This is a genomic window from Gilvimarinus sp. 1_MG-2023, assembly GCF_030548285.1.
The window spans coordinates 1-23,140 of the sequence record NZ_JAUOSC010000003.1 but is presented as its reverse complement, the minus strand read 5'-3'; the positions used below and the strand labels follow the sequence as shown (position 1 = coordinate 23,140).

15 protein-coding genes and 1 other RNA gene are annotated in these 23,140 nt (G+C 50.7%); 6 read left to right on the top strand and 10 right to left on the bottom strand.

The window, feature by feature from the left end:
* Positions 1–9 precede the first annotated feature (9 nt).
* Positions 10–3,006, bottom strand: a complete 2,997-nt coding sequence (locus Q4563_RS05635) for a TonB-dependent receptor (protein ID WP_303603909.1) — start codon at positions 3,004–3,006, stop codon at positions 10–12.
* Positions 3,007–3,756: 750 nt separating this feature from the next.
* Here Q4563_RS05635 and Q4563_RS05630 point away from each other — a divergent pair.
* The gene (locus tag Q4563_RS05630; RefSeq protein ID WP_303603908.1) at positions 3,757–4,425 is read left to right on the top strand and encodes a peroxiredoxin-like family protein; all 669 of its coding nucleotides are present in this window, start codon (positions 3,757–3,759) and stop codon (positions 4,423–4,425) included.
* A gap of 263 nt (positions 4,426–4,688) precedes the next feature.
* On the opposite strand, the gene Q4563_RS05625 is transcribed toward Q4563_RS05630, so the two are convergent.
* On the bottom strand, positions 4,689–6,299 hold the full coding sequence (locus Q4563_RS05625; protein WP_303603907.1) for an RNA polymerase sigma factor: 1,611 nt from the start codon (positions 6,297–6,299) through the stop codon (positions 4,689–4,691).
* Between the two features lie 184 nt (positions 6,300–6,483).
* Here Q4563_RS05625 and Q4563_RS05620 point away from each other — a divergent pair, with 184 nt between their 5' ends.
* From Q4563_RS05620 to Q4563_RS05610, 3 genes are all read left to right on the top strand, one after another.
* Positions 6,484–7,083, top strand: a complete 600-nt coding sequence (locus Q4563_RS05620) for a CIA30 family protein (RefSeq protein ID WP_303603906.1) — start codon at positions 6,484–6,486, stop codon at positions 7,081–7,083.
* 22 nt (positions 7,084–7,105) lie between these two features.
* Positions 7,106–8,314 (top strand): acyltransferase family protein, encoded by a 1,209-nt coding sequence (locus Q4563_RS05615; protein ID WP_303603905.1) that lies wholly within the window; start codon positions 7,106–7,108, stop codon positions 8,312–8,314.
* Positions 8,315–8,643: 329 nt separating this feature from the next.
* The gene (locus Q4563_RS05610; RefSeq protein WP_303603904.1) at positions 8,644–9,330 is read left to right on the top strand and encodes a DUF3581 family protein; all 687 of its coding nucleotides are present in this window, start codon (positions 8,644–8,646) and stop codon (positions 9,328–9,330) included.
* 470 nt (positions 9,331–9,800) lie between these two features.
* Here Q4563_RS05610 and Q4563_RS05605 read toward each other — a convergent pair whose 3' ends face one another.
* The 7 genes from Q4563_RS05605 to Q4563_RS05575 form a co-directional block, all read right to left on the bottom strand.
* On the bottom strand, positions 9,801–11,603 hold the full coding sequence (locus tag Q4563_RS05605) for an ABCB family ABC transporter ATP-binding protein/permease (protein WP_303603903.1): 1,803 nt from the start codon (positions 11,601–11,603) through the stop codon (positions 9,801–9,803).
* Between the two features lie 173 nt (positions 11,604–11,776).
* Positions 11,777–15,058: a type I restriction endonuclease subunit R gene (locus tag Q4563_RS05600; protein ID WP_303603902.1), complete on the bottom strand. Its 3,282-nt coding sequence runs from the start codon at positions 15,056–15,058 to the stop codon at positions 11,777–11,779.
* On the bottom strand, positions 15,059–15,964 hold the full coding sequence (locus tag Q4563_RS05595) for a nucleotidyl transferase AbiEii/AbiGii toxin family protein (RefSeq protein ID WP_303603901.1): 906 nt from the start codon (positions 15,962–15,964) through the stop codon (positions 15,059–15,061).
* A gap of 26 nt (positions 15,965–15,990) precedes the next feature.
* A complete protein-coding gene (locus Q4563_RS05590) occupies positions 15,991–16,611 on the bottom strand; it encodes a type IV toxin-antitoxin system AbiEi family antitoxin domain-containing protein (protein ID WP_303603900.1) in 621 nt (206 codons plus the stop codon).
* Positions 16,612–16,752: 141 nt separating this feature from the next.
* The gene (locus Q4563_RS05585) at positions 16,753–18,006 is read right to left on the bottom strand and encodes a restriction endonuclease subunit S (RefSeq protein ID WP_303603899.1); all 1,254 of its coding nucleotides are present in this window, start codon (positions 18,004–18,006) and stop codon (positions 16,753–16,755) included.
* A complete protein-coding gene (locus tag Q4563_RS05580) occupies positions 18,006–20,138 on the bottom strand; it encodes a type I restriction-modification system subunit M (RefSeq protein ID WP_303603898.1) in 2,133 nt (710 codons plus the stop codon). The genes Q4563_RS05585 and Q4563_RS05580 overlap by 1 nt, the downstream gene beginning before the upstream one ends.
* Positions 20,139–20,799: 661 nt before the next feature.
* On the bottom strand, positions 20,800–21,003 hold the full coding sequence (locus Q4563_RS05575; protein ID WP_303603897.1) for a hypothetical protein: 204 nt from the start codon (positions 21,001–21,003) through the stop codon (positions 20,800–20,802).
* Between the two features lie 229 nt (positions 21,004–21,232).
* On the opposite strand from Q4563_RS05575, the gene Q4563_RS05570 reads away from it, so the two are divergent.
* Together Q4563_RS05570 and Q4563_RS05565 are read left to right on the top strand one after the other, a co-directional pair.
* Positions 21,233–21,622, top strand: a complete 390-nt coding sequence (locus Q4563_RS05570) for a hypothetical protein (RefSeq protein WP_303603896.1) — start codon at positions 21,233–21,235, stop codon at positions 21,620–21,622.
* Positions 21,623–21,737: 115 nt separating this feature from the next.
* Entirely contained in the window at positions 21,738–22,076 is a 339-nt protein-coding gene (locus tag Q4563_RS05565) for a tRNA-binding protein (RefSeq protein ID WP_303603895.1), read from the top strand.
* Between the two features lie 276 nt (positions 22,077–22,352).
* Here Q4563_RS05565 and ssrA read toward each other — a convergent pair.
* Positions 22,353–22,743, bottom strand: a transfer-messenger RNA (tmRNA) gene (ssrA, locus tag Q4563_RS05560).
* Between the last annotated feature and the right edge of the window lie 397 nt (positions 22,744–23,140).

Here is a 23,140-nt window from a genome sequence, read left to right as displayed (position 1 = left end):
TCAAACAGCTTAGAACTTAGCTTTTAAGAAAAGGCCGATGCGCTGATCACTCACAAAGTAAGAACGAGGCGTTAGAACCCCTTCTTCATTGTATTGAATGGACGTTTGTGTCACCTCGTCCAGAAGGTTGTTAGCCTCTAAGCCAAGAGTGAAGTTGTCATTGATATCCCAACTAATAGAGGCATCAAGATGGTCCGTTGCTTCACCATACACCGGAGAGAAGGCAATTTCATCACGTGTATGCATCAAGAATTCGCTTCTGTATGTATACGCCAAACGCGCTTCAATAGGACCATTATCGAAGAACAGTGTGAAGTTATAGTTAGATTCCGAAAGACCCTCTAGGTCGGTGAGGCCGACAAAATTACGGAAAGTAAATTCCTCTCTACCGGTTAAGTCTTCGGGCTGCTGATCATCTCGAGCTGTTGCATCAATATAGGTGTAACTGGCTTGAATGCCAATGTTATCAAGCGGTTCTGCGATCCAGCCAAAGGTAGTTTGCAGTGCTAACTCAAGCCCTTCAATGGTGGCATCACCGGCATTTACAAACTGCGTTACCGCCACTTGTTGAGTAATGCCGTTACTTGGATTTGTAACATCTATGGGGGTAGAGCGCTGACGATGGAAACCTTCAATCTGTTGATTGAAATAGGTGGCGGTTAAAGATCCGAGATCACTGAAATACCACTCTAGCGACACATCAATGTTATCCGACATTTCAGGTTCTAGAAGAGGGTTACCAGCGCTATTAGCGGTAAAGCCCGCTAGAGAAACAGATTTTGGTCCGATACCATCGGGCAAATTATCTGGATCAGTAAAGCCGTAGCCTGCCAGTTCCTCTGCCGTGAAATCTACAGTGCTTGCATTTCCCTCAATAACAAAATTTCGGCGCACTTTGTCCATTGTGGGTAAAAACATAGCTCGAGAATAAGCGAGTCGCATGAGCAAGTTATCGGTAAGCTCTAGCTTTAAGTTTGCGCTCGGCAATAGCTCGTTCACGGTGTCCATTTGCTGTACTTCAGCAATACCTGACTCTTGGTTGGCAAAGGCTGCAACGTCAGCAGGCAATCCTGGGTCAAGATCGGGCAAGTTTGGATGACGGCCAATGCCTAAGTCAGTGTTCGAAAACGGCGACGGAAAATTATTGGCACCGGTTGATTCGCGGTCATAACTCACATAACGTAAACCCACATTACCGCTGAAGGGCAGTGCAGATTCATCACTGCCAAAATCGAGCCTTGCATAAATAGCTGTGCGCTCTTCATCTACAAGGTAATACTCTGAAGGTAAGAAGGTAGTACCGTCAACCACACCTGAGCGTTCAGAGAGCGGACTCCACGAAGTGGGGGTCGCAACACCAGCTGCCGCCATAGCTTCAGACCATTCATCGCTACCTTGACTTAATGAATCGACAGCCGGGAACCACCAAGTATTGTACTCGGTTAAAGAGTCACCTTGATGGAAATCATTAAAAGTTACTTGCTCGACAATGTCAGGTGTTGCGTCAAAATAGGTCGCGTTACCCCAAACCTCGCCAACTTCCCCCCAGTTATAGTCCGATTCACGGATATCTTGTTCTCGCTCGGAGCGTCTGAAACCAAATTTAACGCCTCTGAATAGATCGTCGTCAAAGGTGTATTCAGCATCAACGGCAAGGGCTAGAGACTCTGCACTATTCTCAGAGACGTGATCCATGCTGGAACGGAAAAGGTAGTTTGCAGAGTCAGCAAAATAGGCTTCACTATTTGCCCCTTGGCTGGTGTTAATAAAGTCAAGTTGAGCGGTGTCGCTCTCCATATTAATGCTCATATCACCGGCGATTTTGCCATGAGCGGTTGTATCAACAATATTGTTCAGTGCATCAACGTATTGTAGATCGGCCTCGATGGAGAAGTTATCGGTTATCTGAAATTTACCGTTCAGGCTGTAATCGCTTACCTCAGCCTCATCATGGCGCACACGGGTTGCGGCTGTGTGAGTTAAAGTTGGCACGTTGTCAGCCCAAGTGGGAGTGCTGCCTACCAGTGTGCCACTGGTAAATAAGCAAGGATTTGCCTCACTGCTAGTCGCTGGGCAGTCAAACTGTTGGTCATCGCCTAGGGATACAGCTCTGGGCGTACCAGAGAAGGGCTGCTCAGGATGCTCAACAAAATTTTCATGCCAGGTCAGGTCGGAGTTGGAGTGAATAAACTCAGCGGTAATTAACACATCTTCATTGGTGCTTTCCCACTGAAAAGACGCTCCAACACCTAAGCGGTCACGGCTGTTTTGCTGCATACGGAATGAGGCCGATGTTGGCACAGCAACATCTTGCCCTTGATATTCACTCGCTAAACCGCCGACACCGTTATTATCGTAATAGTTGTATACGCCAATACCATCACTGCGCGTATTCAGCTCTGATTGAGTAACACTCAAAAGAGCACCAAAACGGCCTGCCTCAGAATCCCAGGTGTTACTAATAAGGCCGGATGCCGAGATATCAGCTTCTTCTGCAAGATGGCCTTCACTGGCTTTAATGGTGCCGCCGAGTACAAGCCCGTCAGTATCGAAAGGTTTACGGGTCACCAAGTTGATGGTACCGCTCACGCCACCTTCAATAAGGTCAGCGGTTTGGTTCTTATTCACCTCTACGCGCCCGACCATTTCGGGGGGGATGTCAGAGAAGCTAAGGCCACCATCGCCCCGAGCACTTAGTGCATCGCGGCCGTTAAATTCAGCACGTACGCGGTTTAAACCACGCACCACAACCTTGCCACCTTCTACACCGAAGTGATCGGGATCATTAGAAGCATTAAATCGTTCAATAGCAACGCCCGGTATACGCTGCAATGCTTCGACAATAGACTTGTCTGGCAAAGAGCCGATATCCGTTGCAGTGATCACGTCCTTGACGGTATCCGCATTGCGTTTGATGTCTTGAGCTCGCTCTAGGCTAGCCTTAGTGCCTATTACAATAACCTCTTCCAGGGCGTCTTGCGCATAGGCACCTGTCGATACTGCCATCACGCAGGCAGCAAGGGCTGATCGTTTAAAGTGTTTTTTGAGTCGTATATTTGAATAGTGCATGGCAATCCTTTTATTTTATTATCAATTTATTAAGATAAGCCCAAAAAGCGTGGTGCGACGTATCAGGATCTTTGCGCATCACGTTAACGATAACGTAGGCTACAGACGCTTAAGATCTTTTATTATGACGTTAACGATAACGCAGGTTATCCACGTTTACGTTATACCGTCGAGCATTGTCATATTACTCCTCGGGCTAAAATACAATAACTATTTCGTGTCATAAATACAATAGTTCGCACATTTATATCTAGAGGTATAACCTTGGTTGAAGCTGTCTTATCGGGATATTTTTTAACGCCAGATAAAGCCGGTTGGTCGAGAGTCTTAAGTTAATCGCTATAAATTTTTCATCTTGAATATTTATATAATTTAGTCTACATGTTTTGCTCGAAGCTCTGCCTTAATAATAATCTTAAGCGCTCGGTGAATGCCCGCAATTCATTGCTGTACAAAATTGCTCACGCTTATCACTGTGGTGCCAGACTCTAAGCTCGCTTCTTGCGTAAACATTTAAAATGCGCCAAATAGTAGGTGAATCACACACTGCTTAGAGCAGTCGCGGGCTTATAGTTTGCCGTCGAGTCGATTAGATGAGCCAACCCACTCCCTAGTGACTTAAAAAACTGTTAGGGTTTGAATTGAGGATAGCGAATGATTAAACGAATTAATAACAATGGAGCGTGTATGAATACGGTGAAGCGTGTATTAACAGGTGTGGCAGGTTTGTTGGTGTGTTTGTCGGCGCTAGCTGAAGATGTACAGTTGCCAAATAAAAGCCCTGAATTAGCCGCTACCGCGCAAGAGCAGCTAGGAACCTTGGCGGACGATGTGGGTTTGGCAAAGGGAAGCGTGGTGAGCGATTTTTCCGTTAAAAACATCGAGGGTGAAAAGGTCGATTGGACAACCTTAAAAAACGATGCGCCCTTATTGGTCGTTTTTTACCGTGGCGGTTGGTGTCCTTACTGCAACGTGCAAATTCGCCAGCTTACTGAAGCCTGGCCCGAGTTTGAAAAACGCGGCGTAACGCCGATACTCATTAGTGCGGACAAACCTGATGCCGCAGCTCTGGCCGCGCGCACCTATGAGATTCCCTTTCCCGTTCTGTCCGACCCAGACTTAAATGCGCACGATGCGTTTAACGTCACTATGGAGCTGCCCGAACATTTAGTACCAGTGTATAAAGATTACGGCATAGTGGTGGAAGACTGGAATGGCGCAGGCCATCGTAAATTTGCCGTATCGTCCGCGTTTATTGTCGATGGCAAAGGTGCGGTTTTATGGGCCAACAGCTCGCTGGATTACAAAACCCGCCCCAGTCCACAGCAGTTGTTACAGGTCATTGATCAGTTATAAAAACCCAGTAAAGCAGGCCGCTTAATCTGCGCAGAGCGTTTGGCTGATGCCTGATATGGCTGTCTGCTTGGTTTGGTCTGTTTTTGGTCTGTTGTTGGTGTGGGGCAATTGGTCCGTAAAATGAAACCTCTACGATAAGCCATTCTTTTTTATTGCCCCTCATTATATTGGCACTCATTTTATTGGCCCTCAGCTGTCGATAAAAAATCACTCAATGGGGCCTGAAGTCTCTCAGGCCCATTGGCTTAGAGAAAGCAGGGGCGCTACTTTTGCCCCATCCGCTGGCGCACCACCTTCGAATGCCATACCGCCGGCACAATCACCAGTACTGACATCACCGCGAGCACCCATAAATAGTGGTGGTTAAAAGCGGTTAAATTTGTCAGCTGGGCGGCTTGTTCGCTGTTGCTGGTTGTGGCAAAAGCCACCGGGCCAAGAGCGGCGTCTTGCGCGATTGAAAATCCTCCGCTTAATGCACTTTGCCAGCCCAGCGCCGACAGTGAGGCATAGGCCTTGTAAGCCACGGCCGCCGCGCCCAAACCCAGTACACCAATAGCCACTGCCCCCAAACTTAAAACGCCGATACCTAGCGCGCCAATACTGATAAACCCGAGCGATACTATCCCTACACTAACGGGCGCTACCGCCCAGCCGCCCCAGGCAAACACCAATCCGTAAGCTCGGTCGCCTCCGGCAACCCAGCCAACGGCGGGTTTGTCGCCGGGCTCGGGCATGCCCAGTTTAAAGTGCAAGACAGGCACGCCCAACAGTGTTGCACGGGTTTTGAATTCGCGCCGCTTGGCATCGGGCCGGTCACCTTCGGCAAGAAACGCTTGCGGAAAAGCGAGCCGCTGCTGAGCCCGCAACTGAGGTACGCGCGTGAGCATAAAGCTCAGCAAATACAAATAGCTGATGACAAAAGCAAACACCACGAGCTGTGATGCGATGGCGTAACCCTGAGCGTTAACACTATTGCCCAGTGCCAGAGCTTTTAATAGGTATAAAGCCAGAGTGAATGCCAGAGCAATACCTAAATACAGGGCGACGATTTTTATGGTCAGGCGCCGTTCGCTGCGAGTGCGTGATTGCGCCAGGCTTGCCCGCACACTAAAGAACGAACCAATCAGCCCCGAAAAGGCGGCAAACACCGTTAACAAGCTGGCCCACTTAAAGGCCGAGCCCGTATGGGCTGCCCCAATCCCCAGGGCTGTTGCCTTAGCTTTGGGCGCTGAGATAGTACTGATGGCGAGCAGCACCGCCGTGGTAAATGACGCCCCTGGCTTACTTTTGCTGAGCGTGTCTTCCACAAAGCTGACCATCGCCGTTTGCAGTGCTTTGCGTCCGCGCGATAAGCGCTGCTTAACCGTCGCCTCGGTTAAATCCAGTTCGGCGGCCACATTTTCCACCGAGCGCTGCTCGCGGTAAAAAAGAATTAATGGCTCGCGGTAGGTTTCGGGGAGCTGTTGTAGGGTTTGCCACAGCAGAGTTTGTTCCTGCTCGCGTATAAGGGTTTCATCCACCTGCGGCTGAGGTGACTCCTGTTCATCCAGTTCGGCCGAGTCGCTGTTGTTATGGCGCGACTCCTTGCGGCGGTAGCGGCTGACTTTAAAACGCAAAATACCGCATAGCCAGGCCTTGAGCTTTTCGGGCTCCGCCAGGGTATCCAGCTTGCGCCAGGCGTCGACAAAAGTCTCTTGGGCAATATCCTCACTGTGTTTTAAATCCCCCACCGAAGAGTACGCCAGCGAGCACAGCAGGCTTTGATAGCGGCTGACAATCTCGCCAAAGGCGTCGCGGTCTCCGCCAATGGAGGCCAGTACCAGTGAGGTATCGGCCGACTCTTTATACTGCACTCGTCTTTTAAATAGGCTCATCTGTTTGATCCGTTTTATTCGCTTCGGCCTATGAGTGCCAGCTTTTATACAAAAGGTGACAGAAAAATTATTTTTTTGGGCTTATTCAGAGATTCCTTAGAAATATTGTCACCTTTTGCGCAGCCATGGGTACTTAGAGAGCGACACTTATGTCGTTAACCTCTATATATGCGGAGAAAGTACCATGCACAAACATTCACTGACAAAAATCGCATCCCTTAAGTCTATCGCTCTGGCGGCCACACTCTCCTTGTCCGGGGTAGCCTGGGGTGGCACTTTGCCACCGGTGGTGGATACCTTTGATAAGCCTGAGAATAACAGCTTAGGGCTACCGCGTCAGCTCATAACCGACAGTCTGGCGGGCGGAGGCTCCACCGCTCAGCACACGATTGCCGAGGGCGTTATTACAGTAGATGGGGAGATTACACCGGCGCGAGGGCAGTTAGGTTGGGTGAGCCTGGTGCTTCCACTCGACGTTCAGGGCGGCTCGCAAAACGCCCAGCCTTATACCGGTATTTTACTGAGCGTTAAGCTCAACAAAGGAGTCTTGTCGGTCACGGTAAACGGTAGTGAAATTCAAAACCATGATTACCACGCCGCGCCTGTAACGGTCACCAACGATGGTGAGTTTCATCAGGTAAAAGTACCGTTTGAATCGCTTAAGCGCGCATGGTCAGAGCAAACGCCATTGAACACCGGAGCCATTAACGGGATTAGTATCGTCGCCTACGCCATGCAGCCCGAACGCTTTAGCTTTGCATTGGATCAGGTCAGCTTTTACTAATGGCTTTGTTAAGGATATGACCATGGACACATATACCCCACACAATACCCGGCAGGATTATCTAGACGCTGTGCGTGCTTTTGCGCTCTTGCTGGGCATTGTTTTTCACGCCTGTTTGTCTTTTTTACCCGTGTATATTGGCTGGGCGGTTATGGATATTTCCACCAGCACAGTGGTGGGCGTGTTCGCGTTAGTTAGTCACTCTTTTAGAATGGCGTTGTTCTTTTTACTGGCGGGTTTTTTCAGCCATATGAGCTATCACCGCAAGGGGGGAGCCGTGTTTTTGAAGTCGCGACTCTTACGTATTGCGCTGCCCTTTGTATTGGGCTGGATGCTACTGCGACCTCTATTGGTATTTGCCTGGGTCATGGGTGCGCAGAGTATGCGCGGCGATGTCAGTCTTTGGCCAGCGTTGCAAGAGGGGGCCAGTTCAATGCTGGCGGCTTCTCAATCGCTATTAACGGGCACCCACCTATGGTTTTTGTATTACCTGTTGTTAGTGACTCTTAGTGTGTTGTGTGTTCGCGCGCTCACTGTTCGTTTTCAGCCTGCCTACCGCTTACTGAGTAAATCATTGGATGCGGCACTTGCGTGGCTGTGTCACTCGCCGCTGGTTGTTTTAGCTTTGGCCGTTCCCACTGCCGGGTGTATGTGGTTGATGGGGCAGTGGGGTTTGGATACCCCCGACAAGTCTCTCGTGCCGCACTGGCCAGTGTATTGTATTTATGGGGGTTGTTTTACACTGGGGTGGTTAATGCATCGCCAGAGTGACCTAATACCGGCTTTTAGCCGGTTAAGCTGGCAAAAATTGTTAGTGGCGCTAACGGCTATTGTTGTGACGATTCTTACCTCCCCTTATGAGCGTCAACCCGGTCATCCACACATTGTTTATATAGCGCTGGCGTTTAAATTTAGCTACTCGGTCATGATGTGGTCATTGATCGCGCTCATGATCGGATTATTTCGCCATTACCTCGACCGCCCCAATAAGGTTATTCGCTATCTCGCCGACGCCTCTTACTGGCTGTATTTAATTCACTTACCGATCGTGATTTGGCTGCAAATTGCCTTTGCCGAGGTGAGCTGGCACTGGGGAATTAAGTGGGCATTGGTTTTTGGTATTGCCATTGGCTTATCTCTCGTGCTGTACGACTTGTGCGTAAGGTCTACGTTTATAGGCGCGACGCTTAATGGGCAGCGTAAGAACAGGGCCCTGTTCGCAGTGGGCTGACCGTAAGCAAGCGCGCAGTGCGTATACGGGGCGCTTTGGGTTTGCATGGGTACTATAAGGCAGTGAACCGTGGCGGCATTCAATGCAATCAAAACCCAGCACCACCTAGCGGAGGTTGAATTGCGGTGGGGGGGCGGTGAAAGGATTGGGCGCGGCAATGGCGCCCAGCCATTGCACGACGAAGGGTGTTCAGCGAGTTTATACGATGCCGAGTAGGTAACAACGTGTGCCGCAGCCTGCCACTGCATGGCTTTTATTGGCAGGTTTGTAAAACTACCCTTAAAAGCTTACTATTCCCAGCCTTTTACGACTCACCAGACCCTTCGAATATGCTTAATCACTTTTTCCACGAGAACAATAACACTCTATCTTTTACCCGCGAGCAAGCGAGTCAGTTTGCAAAGGAAGTGGCCGGGGATTACAACCCTCTGCACAACACGGATGCGAAACGGTTTTGTGTGCCGGGCGACTTATTGTTTGCCGTGGTGCTGTTGAAGTACGGCATATCGCAGACTATGCAGTTCTCGTTCGATGCGATGATCACAGAAAAGTCGATAATCACCTTGCCGCAGCCCTCTGACACCTTGGTATTTTCGGATGACAAAAAAGCCTATGTCACTGTGAACCGCTCGGGCGACAACAATACCGATCCGGCCTGTGTCGAAAGTATCATCAAGCAGTATGTGGCTTTTTCGGGCGAGGCCTTCCCGCATATTTTAGTGCCGGCTATGTCGGCCCAAAAGGTGATGATTAACCCCAAGCGTCCCATGGTAATGTACCAGAGCATGGCGGTAGATTTTGACCGCACTGATATTCAAAATCCCGTACTGGAGCCTCTGGCCCCCATCTTTAGCGCTGAGGGCAAACGCGGCAGCCTTACCTTACCGTTTCACTGGAAAGACGGCGATGAGCTAGTCGGTAAAGGCGAAAAAATCATGCTCGTCTCCGGTATTGTCGACTACGACAAACCCGCCATGGACGAGCTCATTGAGCACTACAATCAAAGCATGGGGTAGGTTGGTGTAGGGACCTTTTACTGAATGGCTAAACACACACTGCCGCTAAGCGTAAGGGATGCCCATGACTCAACTCCATGCCACAAAAAAGTGAATAGCCTAGTTGCCGCTCGATAGCCGCGGCGAGTTTGCCGTCACCCCGCCCAAGCAATGCTGACTTTACTGGATAGCCAGGCCCCAAAAACGGGCGTGGCGGCTAACGATGAATAATGACTCACGGGTCAGTTATTGTTCTATGAGCGGAGTATCGGCCCTAATCGGCTCATAACTTGATTCGATTAGATCGTGTATTCGGTTCACGCTCATCTGGTGGCGGGGCAATAGGCCACACTTCGAGTGGGGTAAAATGGTACCAAAGCCACAAATCGGAGCTGCGTGCTCGTTACAGAGGTGGCCTCGGCCTACGGGCGGATTTTTAGCGGTCACCCAAGGGCTTCTAGCTAAGCGTATTAAGTTAGCATCAGCCGGGCCTAATTGGGCTCTGGCTTCTGCACCGCCCACAGTTGCGCATAGCGGCCACCGCGCTGCAACAGCTCTTGGTGGCTGCCCTGTTCCACCAGTTGGCCGTCGTGCAGCACCAGTATCTGATCCGCGTCCACCACCGTGGATAAGCGATGGGCAATCACCAGGCTGGTGTGGCCGCTGGACACCTCCCGCATGGCGGTCAATATTGCCGCCTCGGCATTCGAATCCAGCGCCGAGGTGGCCTCGTCAAACAGCAAAATGGGCGCATTTTTAAGCAGCACCCGGGCAATGGCAATGCGCTGTTTCTCGCCGCCCGAGACTTTCAAACCCCGCTCGCCCACCAGCGTACTGTCACCGTCGGGCAGGGCGGCGATAAACCCATTCAAATGGGCCATGGTAATGGCCCGGTCGATGGCCTCGTCCGGCGCCTCGGGGTTGCCGTAGGCAATGTTGGCGCGAATGCTGGTATTAAACAGCACCGTGTCTTGCGGCACCACGGCGATGGCCTGGCGCAGCGAATCCAGCGTCACCTCGCGAATGTCCTGCCCATCAATGGCGATGGAGCCGCCGTCCACATCGTAAAAGCGATACAGCAAGCGGGCGATGGTGCTCTTGCCCGCACCCGAGGCGCCGACAATGGCCAGCCTTTGTCCCGGTGCTACGCGAAACGACAAGTTCGTAAAGGTGGTTCGCTCGGGCCGATAGCCAAACGCGACATTCTTAAACTCAACTTCACCGGCGGTTACCTGCAGGGGCTTGGCGTCAGGCGTATCCACAATGCGCGGCGCACGTTTCAAAAGCCCCAGCATATTTTCTAAATCGGTCAGCGCCCGGCGCATCTCCCGGTAAACAAACCCGAGAAAATTCAGCGGAATAAACAGCTGAATCATATAGGCGTTCACCATGGCCAAGTCACCCAGCGTCATCTCCTCGGTAATCACCGACTGGGCCGCCATAATCATCATGCCGGTAATGGCGGCGGCGATAATCAGCGCCTGGCCCGAGTTCAGCGCCAGCAGCGACATGCGGTTTTTTAGCTTGGCCTGCTCCCACTCGGCCAAAAACTGGTCGTACGTCTGCGCTTCAAAATCTTCGTTGTTAAAGTATTTAACCGTCTCGTAATTCAGCAGGCTATCCACGGCCCGGGTATTGGTGGAGGAATCCGCCCGGTTGGCCTCGCGCACAAACCGGGTACGCCACTCGGTGGTAAACACCGTAAAGCCAATATAAACCGCCACCGCCGCCAGAATAATCAGCGCATACCAGGCAGAAAAGGCAAAGGTAAAAATCGCCGCCACCATAAAAATTTCAAACAGCGTGGGCACAATATTAAACATCAAAAAGCGCATCAAAAAACTGATGGCACTGGTGCCGCGCTCGATATCCCGGCTAATGCCCCCGGTCTGGCGGCTGAGGTGAAAATCCAGCTCCAGCCGATGCAAGTGCCGAAACACCCGCAGCCCAATCCGGCGCATCGCCCGTTCGGTCACCCGGCTGAAAATGGCATCGCGCAGCTCACCAAAAAACACCCCGCCAAAGCGCAAAAAACCGTAAAACAGCAAAAAGGCCAGGGGCAGTGCCAGCTCCGGCTGCAGAGACCGGTCCACCCCATCCACAATATGTTTTAGCGCCCAGGGCATCGCCAGCGTCGCCCCTTTGGCCGCCAGCAACGCCGCAATGGCAAGCCCAACCCGCCATTTGTAATCCCACAAATAAGGCCAGATATAACCCCACACCTGCCGCAGGTTAAGCCGGGGCACTGAAGGGTCGGGCGCCGCAGGGGGCAATTTACGGGACATACCGCGCATGGTTGCTTCCGAGTTGGGGGTTTGGGGGCATAGTTTACGCAAGTATGGGGGGATAATGTTGGGGGATTGCTTGAGTAAGGCGACCCCTACACCACAGGGGCAGGAGTTCTTGTGGCCGACTCTATGTAGCGGTCATGTACTCTGGGGGTTAGGTCCTGCTTGTTTTTGTCAAATCAAGCAATCCACTTTCTACCGTGTACAGATAAATCCGTGACCAGTTCAAACACCTTATCGCATTTGTCTTTAAACTCCAGTCGGTCATAGCTTTCGGGAAGGTCTTCGTCTAGCACTTCCTCGATCACGGCTTTTACCTGCAGTTGGGTTTGGCCGTCCTTCCACCAATCTTGCACCAACACTTTGGGGTGTTCGCTCAGCAGCCGAACCAAAAGGTCTTTGGCGGCAAGTTTTACGCTCTGCTCTTCGGCTTTGGTGAGCTTTTCTTTCTTTAAAAGGTCATAAAGCTCTAACTCGTCTTCACTCAGCCCTTCGCGAACATGGCGCTCGTCCTCTGCCTGCATGCCTTCAGCAAAGGTCATTAGCTCTTCAAAGTAGTTTTCGGTTGAGGAGCCGCCCGCATTGTACTTATCGACAATCTCTTGCAGCTTTTCGGCAAAATCAGTGCGGGTATGGTTGGCCTCTAGCATTTGCCGGAGTTTTTGCTCTATAAATGCCTTCAGTTCGGCAATTTCAATATTTTTGTACTGGGCCTCGGCAAATTCCTCTTTGAGCTTGTCGAAGTTCAGCTTACTTAAGTCCCAAGATTTTCCCTTTTGTACAATTTTGTACTCCGCCTGGTGCTCTTTAACGGCAAACTTATCAGCATTGTCGACCACGACGCTTTCGTCCAAAAGCTCAGAGACTCTTTCGGTAACGGCGTCAATGTCGGCTTGCTCAACGTGCATATCTATCACGCCGCGCAGGTACTGAATAACCGCGATTAAAGGCCTGGGCTGGCCTAACACCTCGGGTTTGCAGGCCTCATACAGTGACGATACAGTATTGTCGTAAACGTAAAACGTTTTTCGCCACTCGTCAGTACCGAGTAGAATGTCGGCGTACTGCTCAAACAGGCCAATATTCTTAAAGGTGTTCTTGGAGTCGATAATGGCTTTTAGGTGAATATCGCGCTCTTGGCACCATTGGTCCGCCTGAACAATGGCGTCGTCTAAAAGGCGGAACAGTTCGGATTTTTCTTGAATAGGCGGCGTCGCACCGTCTTCGCCCTGGGCGTAGTCGCGCAGGGCCTTTTTCATATTGCGAAATACATTGTAGTAATCGACAATTTCGCCGTTTTTCTTTTCTATTAGCTCGCCGCTATACCCTTGAATGCGATAACTCGCCACGCGGTTAGCGCGGGCGATGGTCTGCATTAGGGTGTGGTCTTTCATGGGTTTGTCGAGGTACAGGGTCGATACCGTAGGCGCGTCAAACCCTGTCAGCCACATGGCACACACAAAGACAATTTGTAAGGGGTGCTCTGGGTCTTTAAAGTTGGCCTCTACATCGTGGCCGTGCTCGTCAAGCTGGTTGAGTCGCGCAACATGGGGTTTTATGTCCAGCCCCTTTTGGGTGAATTTTTCTTCGTCGGCACTGGGGTCGCTGACAACCACCGCCATCTCTACCGACTTCATATACTCAACCATTTTTTTAAAGCGCTGGCGCTCTAGGTCACTGGTGGTGTTTTTGACTAAGCCGCGCAGCCGCTTGATCTCGGCCTTCCAATAAGACTGTACCTTGTCGTACATTTTAACGGCGGTAAACTTGTCCAGCGATACCACCATCGCCTTACCTAAATACCCGCGGCGCGGAAAGTGGTAGACGATATCCTGCGCGATGGTGTCCAGCCGGTCGTCGCGTACGATTACCTGCATTTCTTTAGCGAATTTCTTCTCTAATTTTTCCTGTTGGGCATCGTCCAGGTTTTCGTCTTGCAGTATCTCGTAAAACTCATCGCCTAAATCGTCGTTTTGAATCAGTACCTCGGGCACGCGCTTTTCGTAAAACAGCGGAACCGTAGCGCCATCCTCCATGGCCTGCTGAAAGTTGTACTCGGATACATAGCCGCCAAACCACTTGCTGGTTTTACGTTCTTTGCCCAGCAAAGGTGTGCCCGTAAACGCGATAAAGTGGGCCCCCTTTAAACCCGCCCGCATATTTTCGGCCAGTGATTTGTACTGGGTGCGGTGGGCCTCGTCGACAATCACCACCACTTCGCGTTTTTGCGCGGTTGGGTCAAACAGTTGCGGGTAGGTTTTGCCTTTGTCGAAGCGGAATTTTTGAATCAGGGTAAACACCACCCGTTTATTCTGGCCTAAGTAGTCGCGCAGCTGCGTAGAGTTTTTGGGTTGCGCGGTGTCTTTTTTGTTGACGGTGTTGGTGTTTAAAAAGTTGCGGTAAATTTGCTCGTCCAGGTCGCTGCGGTCGGTCACCACCACAAAGCTAAAGTTGCCGGTAACTTTGCGAAAAATCTTTCGCACGTAAAAAATCATCGAAAAGCTTTTGCCAGAGCCCTGGGTGTGCCAAAAAACACCCAGCTTGCCCTCCAGCTCGCCGCGCTTTAAAAATCGCGTAAACGCCTGGTTAACCCCCATAAACTGGTGGTTTTGGGCAATAATCTTGGTGGATTCTTTGTGGTAGAGAATAAAGTTCTCGACGTAATCCAGCAGCTTGTGGGGCGCGCACAAGCCGTGAATAACACGCTCCAGCGTCAGGCCGTTGCGGCTTATTTGGTCGCGGTTAATGGCTTCCTTTTCATCGTCTACTCGCAGCCAGTTAAAAAAGTGCTCCCAACCGGCGGTAAAGCTGCCTACCTTGGTGGCGATGGCGTTGGATAAAATGCAAAAAGCGTTGCAGTGAAACAGCTGGGGGATATCGTGCTTATAATCAGACAGATTCACATCATAGGCCGAGCGCAGCTTTACGTTGGAGTTTTTCAGCTCAATAAACACCAGCGGCAGGCCGTTGATATACAAAATAACGTCCGGGCGGCGGTAGGCGGCGCGCGGTGCCTGCACACTGGCTTTAATCCAGAGTTGTTGTACGGCCAAAAAATCATTGCCGTTTTTTCCCTCTTCTGTAGCGGAAAAGTCGATCAGCTTGACTTGCTCATGCTGCTTAATGTCGTTTTCATCGTCATACACCACCGCCACGCCGTCGCGAATCAGGCTGTCCAGCTCGCGGTTGGCATTAATGGGGCTCATGTTGGCGCGGCGGTCGCACACCTTGGGCAATACCTGGCTGTCGATCACCTCGGCGGGTATTTGGGGGTTTAATCGCAGGCAGGCGTCGCGCAGCCTGCCTGGCAGTATGACATCGCGTTTATCGCTGCGGCCCGAGCCGTCGTTGATATCGTCGGGTTTGGCGGTGTAGCAGTTTAGTACGTTAAAGCCGTGGTGGTGCTGCAGGTGTTGCAGCAGGGCCATTTCAATGTCGTCTTCGGCGATAAAGTTTGCCATTTACCGGTGTCTCCATGGGCCCGGGGCCCGCCAGTGTTGTTGTTTTAGCTGCGCGGCGGCGGGTTGGGGCTCAAGTAATAACCCTAAAAAATCCGCCAATACAGAGCATACCTCAGCCAGCTGGGTGGGAACACCCGGCGCGTTTAATCGCTTGGTAAAAGCCTGCCACTGGGGCTGTTTGAGCGCGATAAAGTCTGTATTAAACGGCAGGGCGCGGGGCAGGGCAGTACCGCGTGTGGTAAAGGTTTGCTTAACGGCCTCGGCCAGTACTTCGGCGCTAAAATCAAACTGGCGGGCCAGCAGCCAAATATCGTAAAAATCCTTCATGCGGCTGTTAAGCTCGCCCAGCTTTACCATGGCCTCAAATTTTTCGGCAATGGCGCTCTCGCGGCTGTAGCACCAGAGCTCGGGCGCGGGTAAATCCAACAGTGTGGGGTAGGTATTGCGCTGGGGCGCAGGCACCATGGCATCGCCAAAACCGATATCCAGCTGCATGGGAATGCGGGCTCCGGCCAACTCGCCGGTAAAGCGTAGGCGCACGCCCTGGTAGTCGGCGTCTTCTTTGATGATTTCGGCGTTGAGCGTGTCGGCATTAAACACCACACCGTCGTCGGCCACGGGGGTGTTAAACACATCGGTTATTTGCCGGACGATGGCCTGTGGCTGGTTGTCGGTTTGGCCCAGCATGTCGATATCCATGGTGGGGCGGGCCTCGGGGGCCTGCCATACCCGCAGCATCAGTGCGCCTTTTAATATAAAGCGCTCGGCGTGGGCCGATTGGCTTAGCCGGTATAAAAACCGCTCCATGGCGTAGTATTGCAGCAGCTCGTTAAAAGGGCGTTTTTGTTGGCGCGCCCGGTTAAGTAAGCGTTGGCGCACCGAAGCGGCGATATTGCTTGGCGACATATAAACCTCCTTGTGATGATTGCGACTTACAGCCCGGCTTCCAAATACGGGCGCATAATATTGTCTACCCGGCACAGGCGGGCGTAGCGCATTATTTCAGCGGGTTTTACTTTGCAGCGCTGCTTGTACAGTTGCAGGGCCTCTAGCGTTATATCCTGGCCGATTTTATGGCGGTATTTAAAGCAGTCCGCCAGGGTTTTTTCGGGGTTGTAGACGTTCAGTGTGGTGCCGTCTAATTCGTTTTGTTCAATGCCCGCCTCAAATGCGGCCTGACTAAAACGGTAGCCCTGCACCGGTGGGTAGTCCATATCCGGCAGGCGCGTGCGGCGGTTTACGGCCAAGTGAATACGGTGGGGTATTTGTGTGGTAATGCCGTGCCAGGCAAGCGCCGAGATTAGGCACAGCACGGCCTTGGGGTAGCGGCTGGCCACGGCCAGTAAATCTGGCTGGGTAACGGGGGGCAGCTCTGCCAGGCGGTACAGGCCCCGGCTAATGGGCTCAATCACCCCAGCGTCGCGCAGGCGATACAGTTGGTAGCGGTTAAGCCCCGCCGCCAGCGCCTCGCTCATGCGCATTTGCCCGCCGTGGGCGCGAAATACCGCCTCGGGGTTTAGTGCGTTGGGTGTGTGGGTTGTATTGTCAGCCATAGGGAGTCAGCCATAGCAAGTCAGACATAATGCTTCCATTTGCGTGTAAGTGGTAACACTATGTCTGACTTGGTGGCGCGGGTCAAGTGTCGGCGTTGCAACCCTTCCCGTTGTCGTGATCGCCGTAAACCCGATAAACGGCTAATCCGCCTCTGCTTGCATGGATGGTGGAAATTGTATATCCAGGTCCTCCACGGAGAGCTTGCCCGAGATTAGGCGGGGGAGTAGGAGGTTTTTGGTTTTGCTAAGGTTGTCAATTTCGGCAAATAAGGTTTGTTTCTCGTTGAAGATTGGCTCGATAAACTCTCGGAATTTAGTTTGGGTTGTCTGATCTGGCGTCAGAATCTCAATTTTTGAGATAAGTGATTTATTAAGTTCTACTTGGCCTGTAGAGCCTGCCGCCATAAATTCAAAATAGTGCTGCATCTTTTCAACGGTCTTTCCTAAGTAGACGGGACATATTTTACTGGGTTCAGCGCGACAGATGGTCACGTGAGAATCAACTGTTATATTTTCCGGGGAAAATTCTACAACCGACACTCGCCCCAAAGTCCCCACCCCAGTTGAGTTAATTAAGGCATCGCCAAATTGTATGTACTTATCGTCAGGGACCTTGCTGTCATGTGTTCTTGCTTGGGATAAATCGATTCTCCCATCTCGAATGCACTTTTGGTTAATGACTAACTTGGAGGAGCCATCACTGTATTTGGGCGAGATACCTCTCTTGATAACACTACATAACTTTAACAGAGATTGACGCTCCCACCCTTTCGGCACTCCTTTCTCAAACTCGGCGATTTTATGGCCGGGAAAACGAAAACGGACAAACCACTCGCGGTAGATTTCTTCGGCCATGGCTTCCAGCAGGGTAATACGGCGCTGATTGTTTTCAATAAGGTCGTCGTAGGCAGATAGAATGGCGGCGATTTTTCTTTGAGTCTCTAATTTAGGATATTTAACCAGTATTGATTCGAATACAGACTTCGGAACTATTGGTGTGTCGATGCCAGAGTTGTAGGAAAAAATAGTTGGACGGTATTGTTGTAATAAATAGTAAACAAACCGAAAGTCATGCTCTTCATTTACGATTATAGAGTTGATCTGTTGGTTGGTTAGGCTGGGTTGACTGGTTATTCCCATCTTTCCAAAAGCAAAGCTTAAGCTGGTAAATAATACCGAATTTTTTGGAAGTACTTGATTTTTATGCTTTTCTAAAGCCTTTTCTGTAATGCGGGTTTCAGTGTCGGTAACATAAAATTGATTCCAGTCTAGGTCCTTGGGTGAAATAAACAGATGTTCACCATTTGCATAGAATTCGCTTTGTGCTTTTGATGGTGTTTTACCGGTAACAACAGTTCCCAATGATTTTATTGGTTTCTCGGTCCAAAGCTCCATTATTCACCAACCAATGCATAGATGTTCTTATTGATAGTTTTTTGAAGGTTGGTAGCCTCAGCGCTGAGATCAACCAAGTTTTGATTCAAAGCCATTATTGAGTCAATAAACTCCTCCTCCGTCTTACCATCCTCCTCAATCACCACGCCCACATAGCGACCCGGATTCAGCGAATAATCCTGCTCTTTAACTTCTTCTTGCGTGGCCAATTTACACAGCCCGGTGACATCCTCGTACTCGGCTTTGGGGAAGCGCTCTTGCAGCCAGTGAATATGGTTAAAGTACAGCTCGGCGGATTGCACCTCTTTGTGCAGTTGCTCCAGGGCCTCTTTTAAGAGTTTGGTTTTGCGGTCGGCTGAGATGCGCTTGGCCGCTTTGCCGGCGGCTTTGGCCTGGGCCTTAGCTTTTTCTAGCGCGGCTTTTTCGTGGGCGCGTATGGTTTTGTCCAACTGCTTTAGGCCAGTGTGTAATTGCGCGAAAAACGGCTCGCAGGCTTTTTGCAGTTTGTGCTGGGCTTTATTGATAGCGTCCACATTTTTGTGTGCCCTGAACTGGCCTTTTACCTCGCTGCAATACTGCTGGTATTTTTTGTCCAGCTTGCTCAGTTGTTGCCATTGTTTGACTAGGTCGCCCACGGCCAGTTTGCCCTGTGTGTCGTCCAGCACGTCTAATAACTGTTCACTGACCGGTTCTACTTGGGCTTTGTTTTCGGCCAATAGCGCCATGCCTTTTTCAAAGTAGCTGTGCACCAGGCGCACATACTCGCGGCGTTTGCCTTTGTGCAGCTTGCTGATAATGGCAATGTTGTTGACTTGCGCCTCGCTAAACTCGCGGTGGGCGCGGTCTATTTGGGTAAATATATTGCGCGCGTCGATAAACAGCAGGCGATCGTCTTGCTTGTTTTTGTCAAAAAACCACAGGGTAGCGGGCAGGGTAACGGTGTAGAACATGTTGGACGGCAGGGTGAGCATGCCGTAAATCAGGTTGTTCTCGATCAGAGTTTGGCGAATTTCGGCCTCTGAGTGGCGGGCATCGCTGGCGGAGTTGGCCATAACCAGTGCGGCGCGGCCACCGCCTTTGCCTTTGACCGGCGCTTTAAGTGAGGTGGCGAACAGGTTAATCCACAAATAGTTGGCGTTGGGGACGGTTTCTTTACCCTGCGCGGCCTTTTTGGCTTTGGTTTTGTTGCGCGGTATGCCGTAGGTGTTAAAGCGCGGGTCACCCTCTACCGTGGCAACGGGCACTTCGTCCACGTTAAAGGGCGGGTTGGCCATGACAAAATCGAACTGGCCGAAGGCGTTGTATGGGTCTTCGGCGTAGCTGTTGGCTTGGCGAATGTCGCCGCGCAGGCCGTTTACCGCCAGGTTCATTTTGGCCAGTTTGACGGTATCTAGGGTTTTTTCCTGGCCGTTAACAAACAGAGTGTCGCCGTCGTGATCTTCGCCCAGCTCTTGTAGCTCTTGGCGGTGCTCTTCAATAAAACGCTGCGATTGCACAAACATACCGCCCGAGCCGCAGGCCGGATCGTACACGGTGCCTTTATAGGGTTCGATAATCTCCACCATTAAGCGTACGACCGAGGTGGGGGTAAAGAACTCGCCCCCGCCCTGGCCCTCGGCCAAGGCGAAGTTGCTTAGAAAGTACTCGTAAATTTTGCCCAGAATATCGCCGCTGGCATCGCGGGGTATGTCGGAGAAAGACTTTAACAGCTGCGCGGGTATGGTGTTATCGATACGGGCAAGGGGTAGGTACTCGTCTTTGGGCAGTACGCCGTCTAGCTCGGGCTTGTAGTTTTCAACCTCTTGCATCGCCTCTTTGATTTTTTTGGCGATGTTGGCTTCTTCTGGCAGGTTGAGTAAGTAGCTGTAACGGGCGTTATCGGGCAGGTAAAAGCCGCATTTTTCAATCGCGATTTCGCTGATGGACTTTTCCCGCCGGGTGCCCTTGAGCTTGGCGTGCTCTTTAATAATATCGGGCTCGGCCAGGGCGTATTTGTTATCGGCAAATTTCAGGAAAATCAGCCCCAGTACGGGTGTGGCGTACTCGGAGGATTTTAAATCGGTATTGGCGCGCAGGTTATCGGCGGCGCGCCAGAGGTTGTCTTCCAGTGCTTTTAGCTGTTCGGCGTTCATAAACGTCAACTGTTCTGGCCGGGGCCCGTGGGCCGCCTGGCGGGTGATTGTATGTTGTATGGGCGAGCTTCGTCAGCCGCCGCTTATGTGTCAGGTGGGCAACTATACCGCTAGTGGGGGGATACGAGAAGGGTGGGATTAATGGGGTCAGATGAAACTTTTGGCGTCAGAATCATTATGTTGGTGCCGGACGCCCCTGTTTTTCAGGACGAGCTCTTCGGTTTCTTTACCCAGTGGCAAATATTCAGCATGAGGTGAGCATAGCTCGGAAGTTCTACCCAAGTCGTTACACTGATATCTAGGCCAAACGTAGTCCCCAGAATCAGCAACCATACTTGCCCGAATTCCGGGGTCAGTTCACTTAATTCCCATGATGGCTTAAAGCGCTTTTGCCGCATATTCCTGATGTACCATTGCTTGCCGGCCGATTATTGACCATTGATTTTGGTCAAATTCTGTTCAGTTTTCGGCTGGCGGGGCAAGTCGATCAATCGTCGCTCTGTGCATCTAGTCTATTTAAGTTTGCCGGAGTCAAGGCATTCGGAGTTTGGGGCAGTTAGTTTGCGCTGTATGGAGTTGTCATAGCCTCAATAGGTTTTCCCCATTTAACGCTATTAACCTCGCTTTATCATCTGTGGCGTTAAACGCATATTCAACAGTCTTAAACAGACACCGCTTTTTGTTTCGAAGTAGGTTTTCGGAAAACTATGGCGAATCGTTCGGCAAGTTCGTATTGGACCATACCCAACAGCAAGCGGATTTCCAATAAGGTGGTGGGGTTGAAGGTGTGCAGGTTTCTGCTTTTTAGTGGCGAAGTGGGCGGAAAATTTAGCTTGCGGTAGTTTTCCAGTTTAGCGTTGGGCATAAGAGTTTCGTTCGCAGTAGACCGTTTAATTACTGCAGATGGTTGTTGGTGCTTAGAACGCAGCGCTTGATGACGTCTTACTCATAGCCACTTTGTTGCATAATGGTCTCTCGCTATAATAGGCCTTTGCCGAGCTATTGGTTAATGAGCTTGGGTCTTATTCTCATCTTTTCAATGTTTAAGCCAATCATAAATTTCCCCTTACGGGGCACTATGCACAAGAGAGATTATGAACAACACAATTCGGTATTTTAAAAACATCGCCAATGGGAAAATAGTTTTATGGTGTTATCTGATTTGGTACTGCGTAACACTTTATTATTATTTTGATGGCTCATTAAGGATTTGGCTTAATTCTATTGGTATAAGCATAATTATTGGTATTGCGCTTATGCTTAGTGTATCGAATGCGCAACAAAAAGATCATTGGCAAACGTTCAGATTATTTATGATGCCATTTTGTGTTTCAAGCTTTTCATCATTAATAAAGGGCCAAGGTTTTATGCTGGTAGTGCCACCAAATACCATTGAACAGGTAACTTCAGTTGGGGCATGTGTGGTTTTTTTAACTTTCGTATTTTGTATTAAAAAGCTTTCAAGGAAGGGTTTGTATCAGTAAGGCGTTCAATAAGGCTCCGTAATAATGACGTCTTTTCGTGTTACGCGACAAAAATTTTCCAGTGTTGTTGTGCTCATTGGTGCAACGTTATATACAGAAATACTTAAGGTAAATTATGGAATATATTGATTGGGGTGATTTTCAAAAAATCGATATCCGCGTTGGAACCATTGTCGAGGTCGAAGACTTTCCAGAGGCTCGTCAGCCTGCCTACAAATTAAAGATGGATTTTGGGCAGGAAATCGGTGTTAAAAAGTCTAGTGCTCAGATTACGGCTCTATATACAAAAGAAGAGCTTCTCGGTAAGCAGGTGTTAGCCGTAGTAAATTTCCCACCAAAACAAATTGGCCCCATTATGTCGGAGTGTTTGGTCACTGGGCTGCATAGGCCTGATGGTTCTGTAGTTCTATCAGCCGTTGATATGGCGTTACCCAATGGCGCGCGGTTGGCATAATAAGCCCAAGCTGCCTTCTCTGCCGCTGCGCGGCATTCACCTTGTCCCTGGCCCCAACCCTTCGGGCGCATTCGCGGTACAAAATGCTTGACCACTAGGGATGGTGGAAATGCAGATATTGCAGGAGCAATTATCTGCCCGGCATTTTGTGATCGCTCCTGCGCTTCCTGCGCCCGCGACATTAGTGCGTCCATGCACGTCAACCACCCTACGGGGGACACTCTCTACTTGCCCCACAAACAAAAAAGGCCACCCAGTTGGGTGACCTTGTTTGTTTGGTGGAGGCGGGGGGAGTTGAACCCCCGTCCGCCGGCACTCCGCTCGCGGATCTACATGCTTAGTTTCCGTTAATTGGTTTAATTCATCTGCGACCCAACGGGCAGGGTGCAGGGAACGAGTCTGCTAAAAGTTTCGCAATGTTGCCACAGTCATAACAACACAGCTATCCAGTTCTGTATGACAGTCTGCAACGCGGTACTGGCACCTTGTTACGGACCGCTAACGGCGTACCGTTAGAAGTGCTTCATCAACCGCTTACGCGGCTAATTGGGCACCGTAGTTGTCGTCATTGGCAACTAATAAAATGCAGCTTTGGATTTACGTGATTCGCTACCATCACGACATGCACCTTGAGTTTTGCCACCGGCGTCGAATCCAAATCGCCCCCAAAACTGGGTGCGGCAGGGCCGCGTAAACTCACCCTCTGTGACAATATGATGACGGTTAAGTTCACAGGGGGCGGCTATTGTAGGGCCGAGGGGCCTTGGATACAAGGGATTAAAGTGTCTGACGTCAGAAGTCTGATGTTTGATGCAAAACGCGGGGGGTAGAATGCGAAACGCAGAACGCAGAAGGCAGCACGCGGAAGGCTGAACGTATTACGCAGAACAGCTAAAAAAGGGCGGCTCCTTACCGGGGTCGCCCTTTTTATTGAAGTTGAATGGCGATAATGCTTGACACCGCCAGGCGCCAGCGCAACACAATATTGTCCAGCGTCCAGCGTCCAGCGTCCAGCGTCCAGCGTCCAGCGTCCAGCGTCCAGCGTCCAGCGTCCAGCGTCCAGC

Bases quoted from the DNA above. Each gene is read 5' to 3' on its own strand.
- Q4563_RS05595 (WP_303603901.1), bottom strand. From the start codon at position 15,964: ATGTCGCCAAGCAATATCGCCGCTTCGGTGCGCCAACGCTTACTTAAC.
- Q4563_RS05605 (WP_303603903.1), bottom strand. From the start codon at position 11,603: ATGCGCGGTATGTCCCGTAAATTGCCCCCTGCGGCGCCCGACCCTTCA.
- Q4563_RS05615 (WP_303603905.1), top strand. From the start codon at position 7,106: ATGGACACATATACCCCACACAATACCCGGCAGGATTATCTAGACGCT.
- Q4563_RS05565 (WP_303603895.1), top strand. From the start codon at position 21,738: ATGGAATATATTGATTGGGGTGATTTTCAAAAAATCGATATCCGCGTT.
- Q4563_RS05570 (WP_303603896.1), top strand. From the start codon at position 21,233: ATGAACAACACAATTCGGTATTTTAAAAACATCGCCAATGGGAAAATA.
- Q4563_RS05585 (WP_303603899.1), bottom strand. From the start codon at position 18,006: ATGGAGCTTTGGACCGAGAAACCAATAAAATCATTGGGAACTGTTGTT.
- Q4563_RS05575 (WP_303603897.1), bottom strand. From the start codon at position 21,003: ATGCCCAACGCTAAACTGGAAAACTACCGCAAGCTAAATTTTCCGCCC.
- Q4563_RS05635 (WP_303603909.1), bottom strand. From the start codon at position 3,006: ATGGCAGTATCGACAGGTGCCTATGCGCAAGACGCCCTGGAAGAGGTT.
- Q4563_RS05590 (WP_303603900.1), bottom strand. From the start codon at position 16,611: ATGGCTGACAATACAACCCACACACCCAACGCACTAAACCCCGAGGCG.
- Q4563_RS05610 (WP_303603904.1), top strand. From the start codon at position 8,644: ATGCTTAATCACTTTTTCCACGAGAACAATAACACTCTATCTTTTACC.
- Q4563_RS05620 (WP_303603906.1), top strand. From the start codon at position 6,484: ATGCACAAACATTCACTGACAAAAATCGCATCCCTTAAGTCTATCGCT.
- Q4563_RS05600 (WP_303603902.1), bottom strand. From the start codon at position 15,058: ATGGCAAACTTTATCGCCGAAGACGACATTGAAATGGCCCTGCTGCAA.
- Q4563_RS05625 (WP_303603907.1), bottom strand. From the start codon at position 6,299: ATGAGCCTATTTAAAAGACGAGTGCAGTATAAAGAGTCGGCCGATACC.
- Q4563_RS05630 (WP_303603908.1), top strand. From the start codon at position 3,757: ATGAATACGGTGAAGCGTGTATTAACAGGTGTGGCAGGTTTGTTGGTG.
- Q4563_RS05580 (WP_303603898.1), bottom strand. From the start codon at position 20,138: ATGAACGCCGAACAGCTAAAAGCACTGGAAGACAACCTCTGGCGCGCC.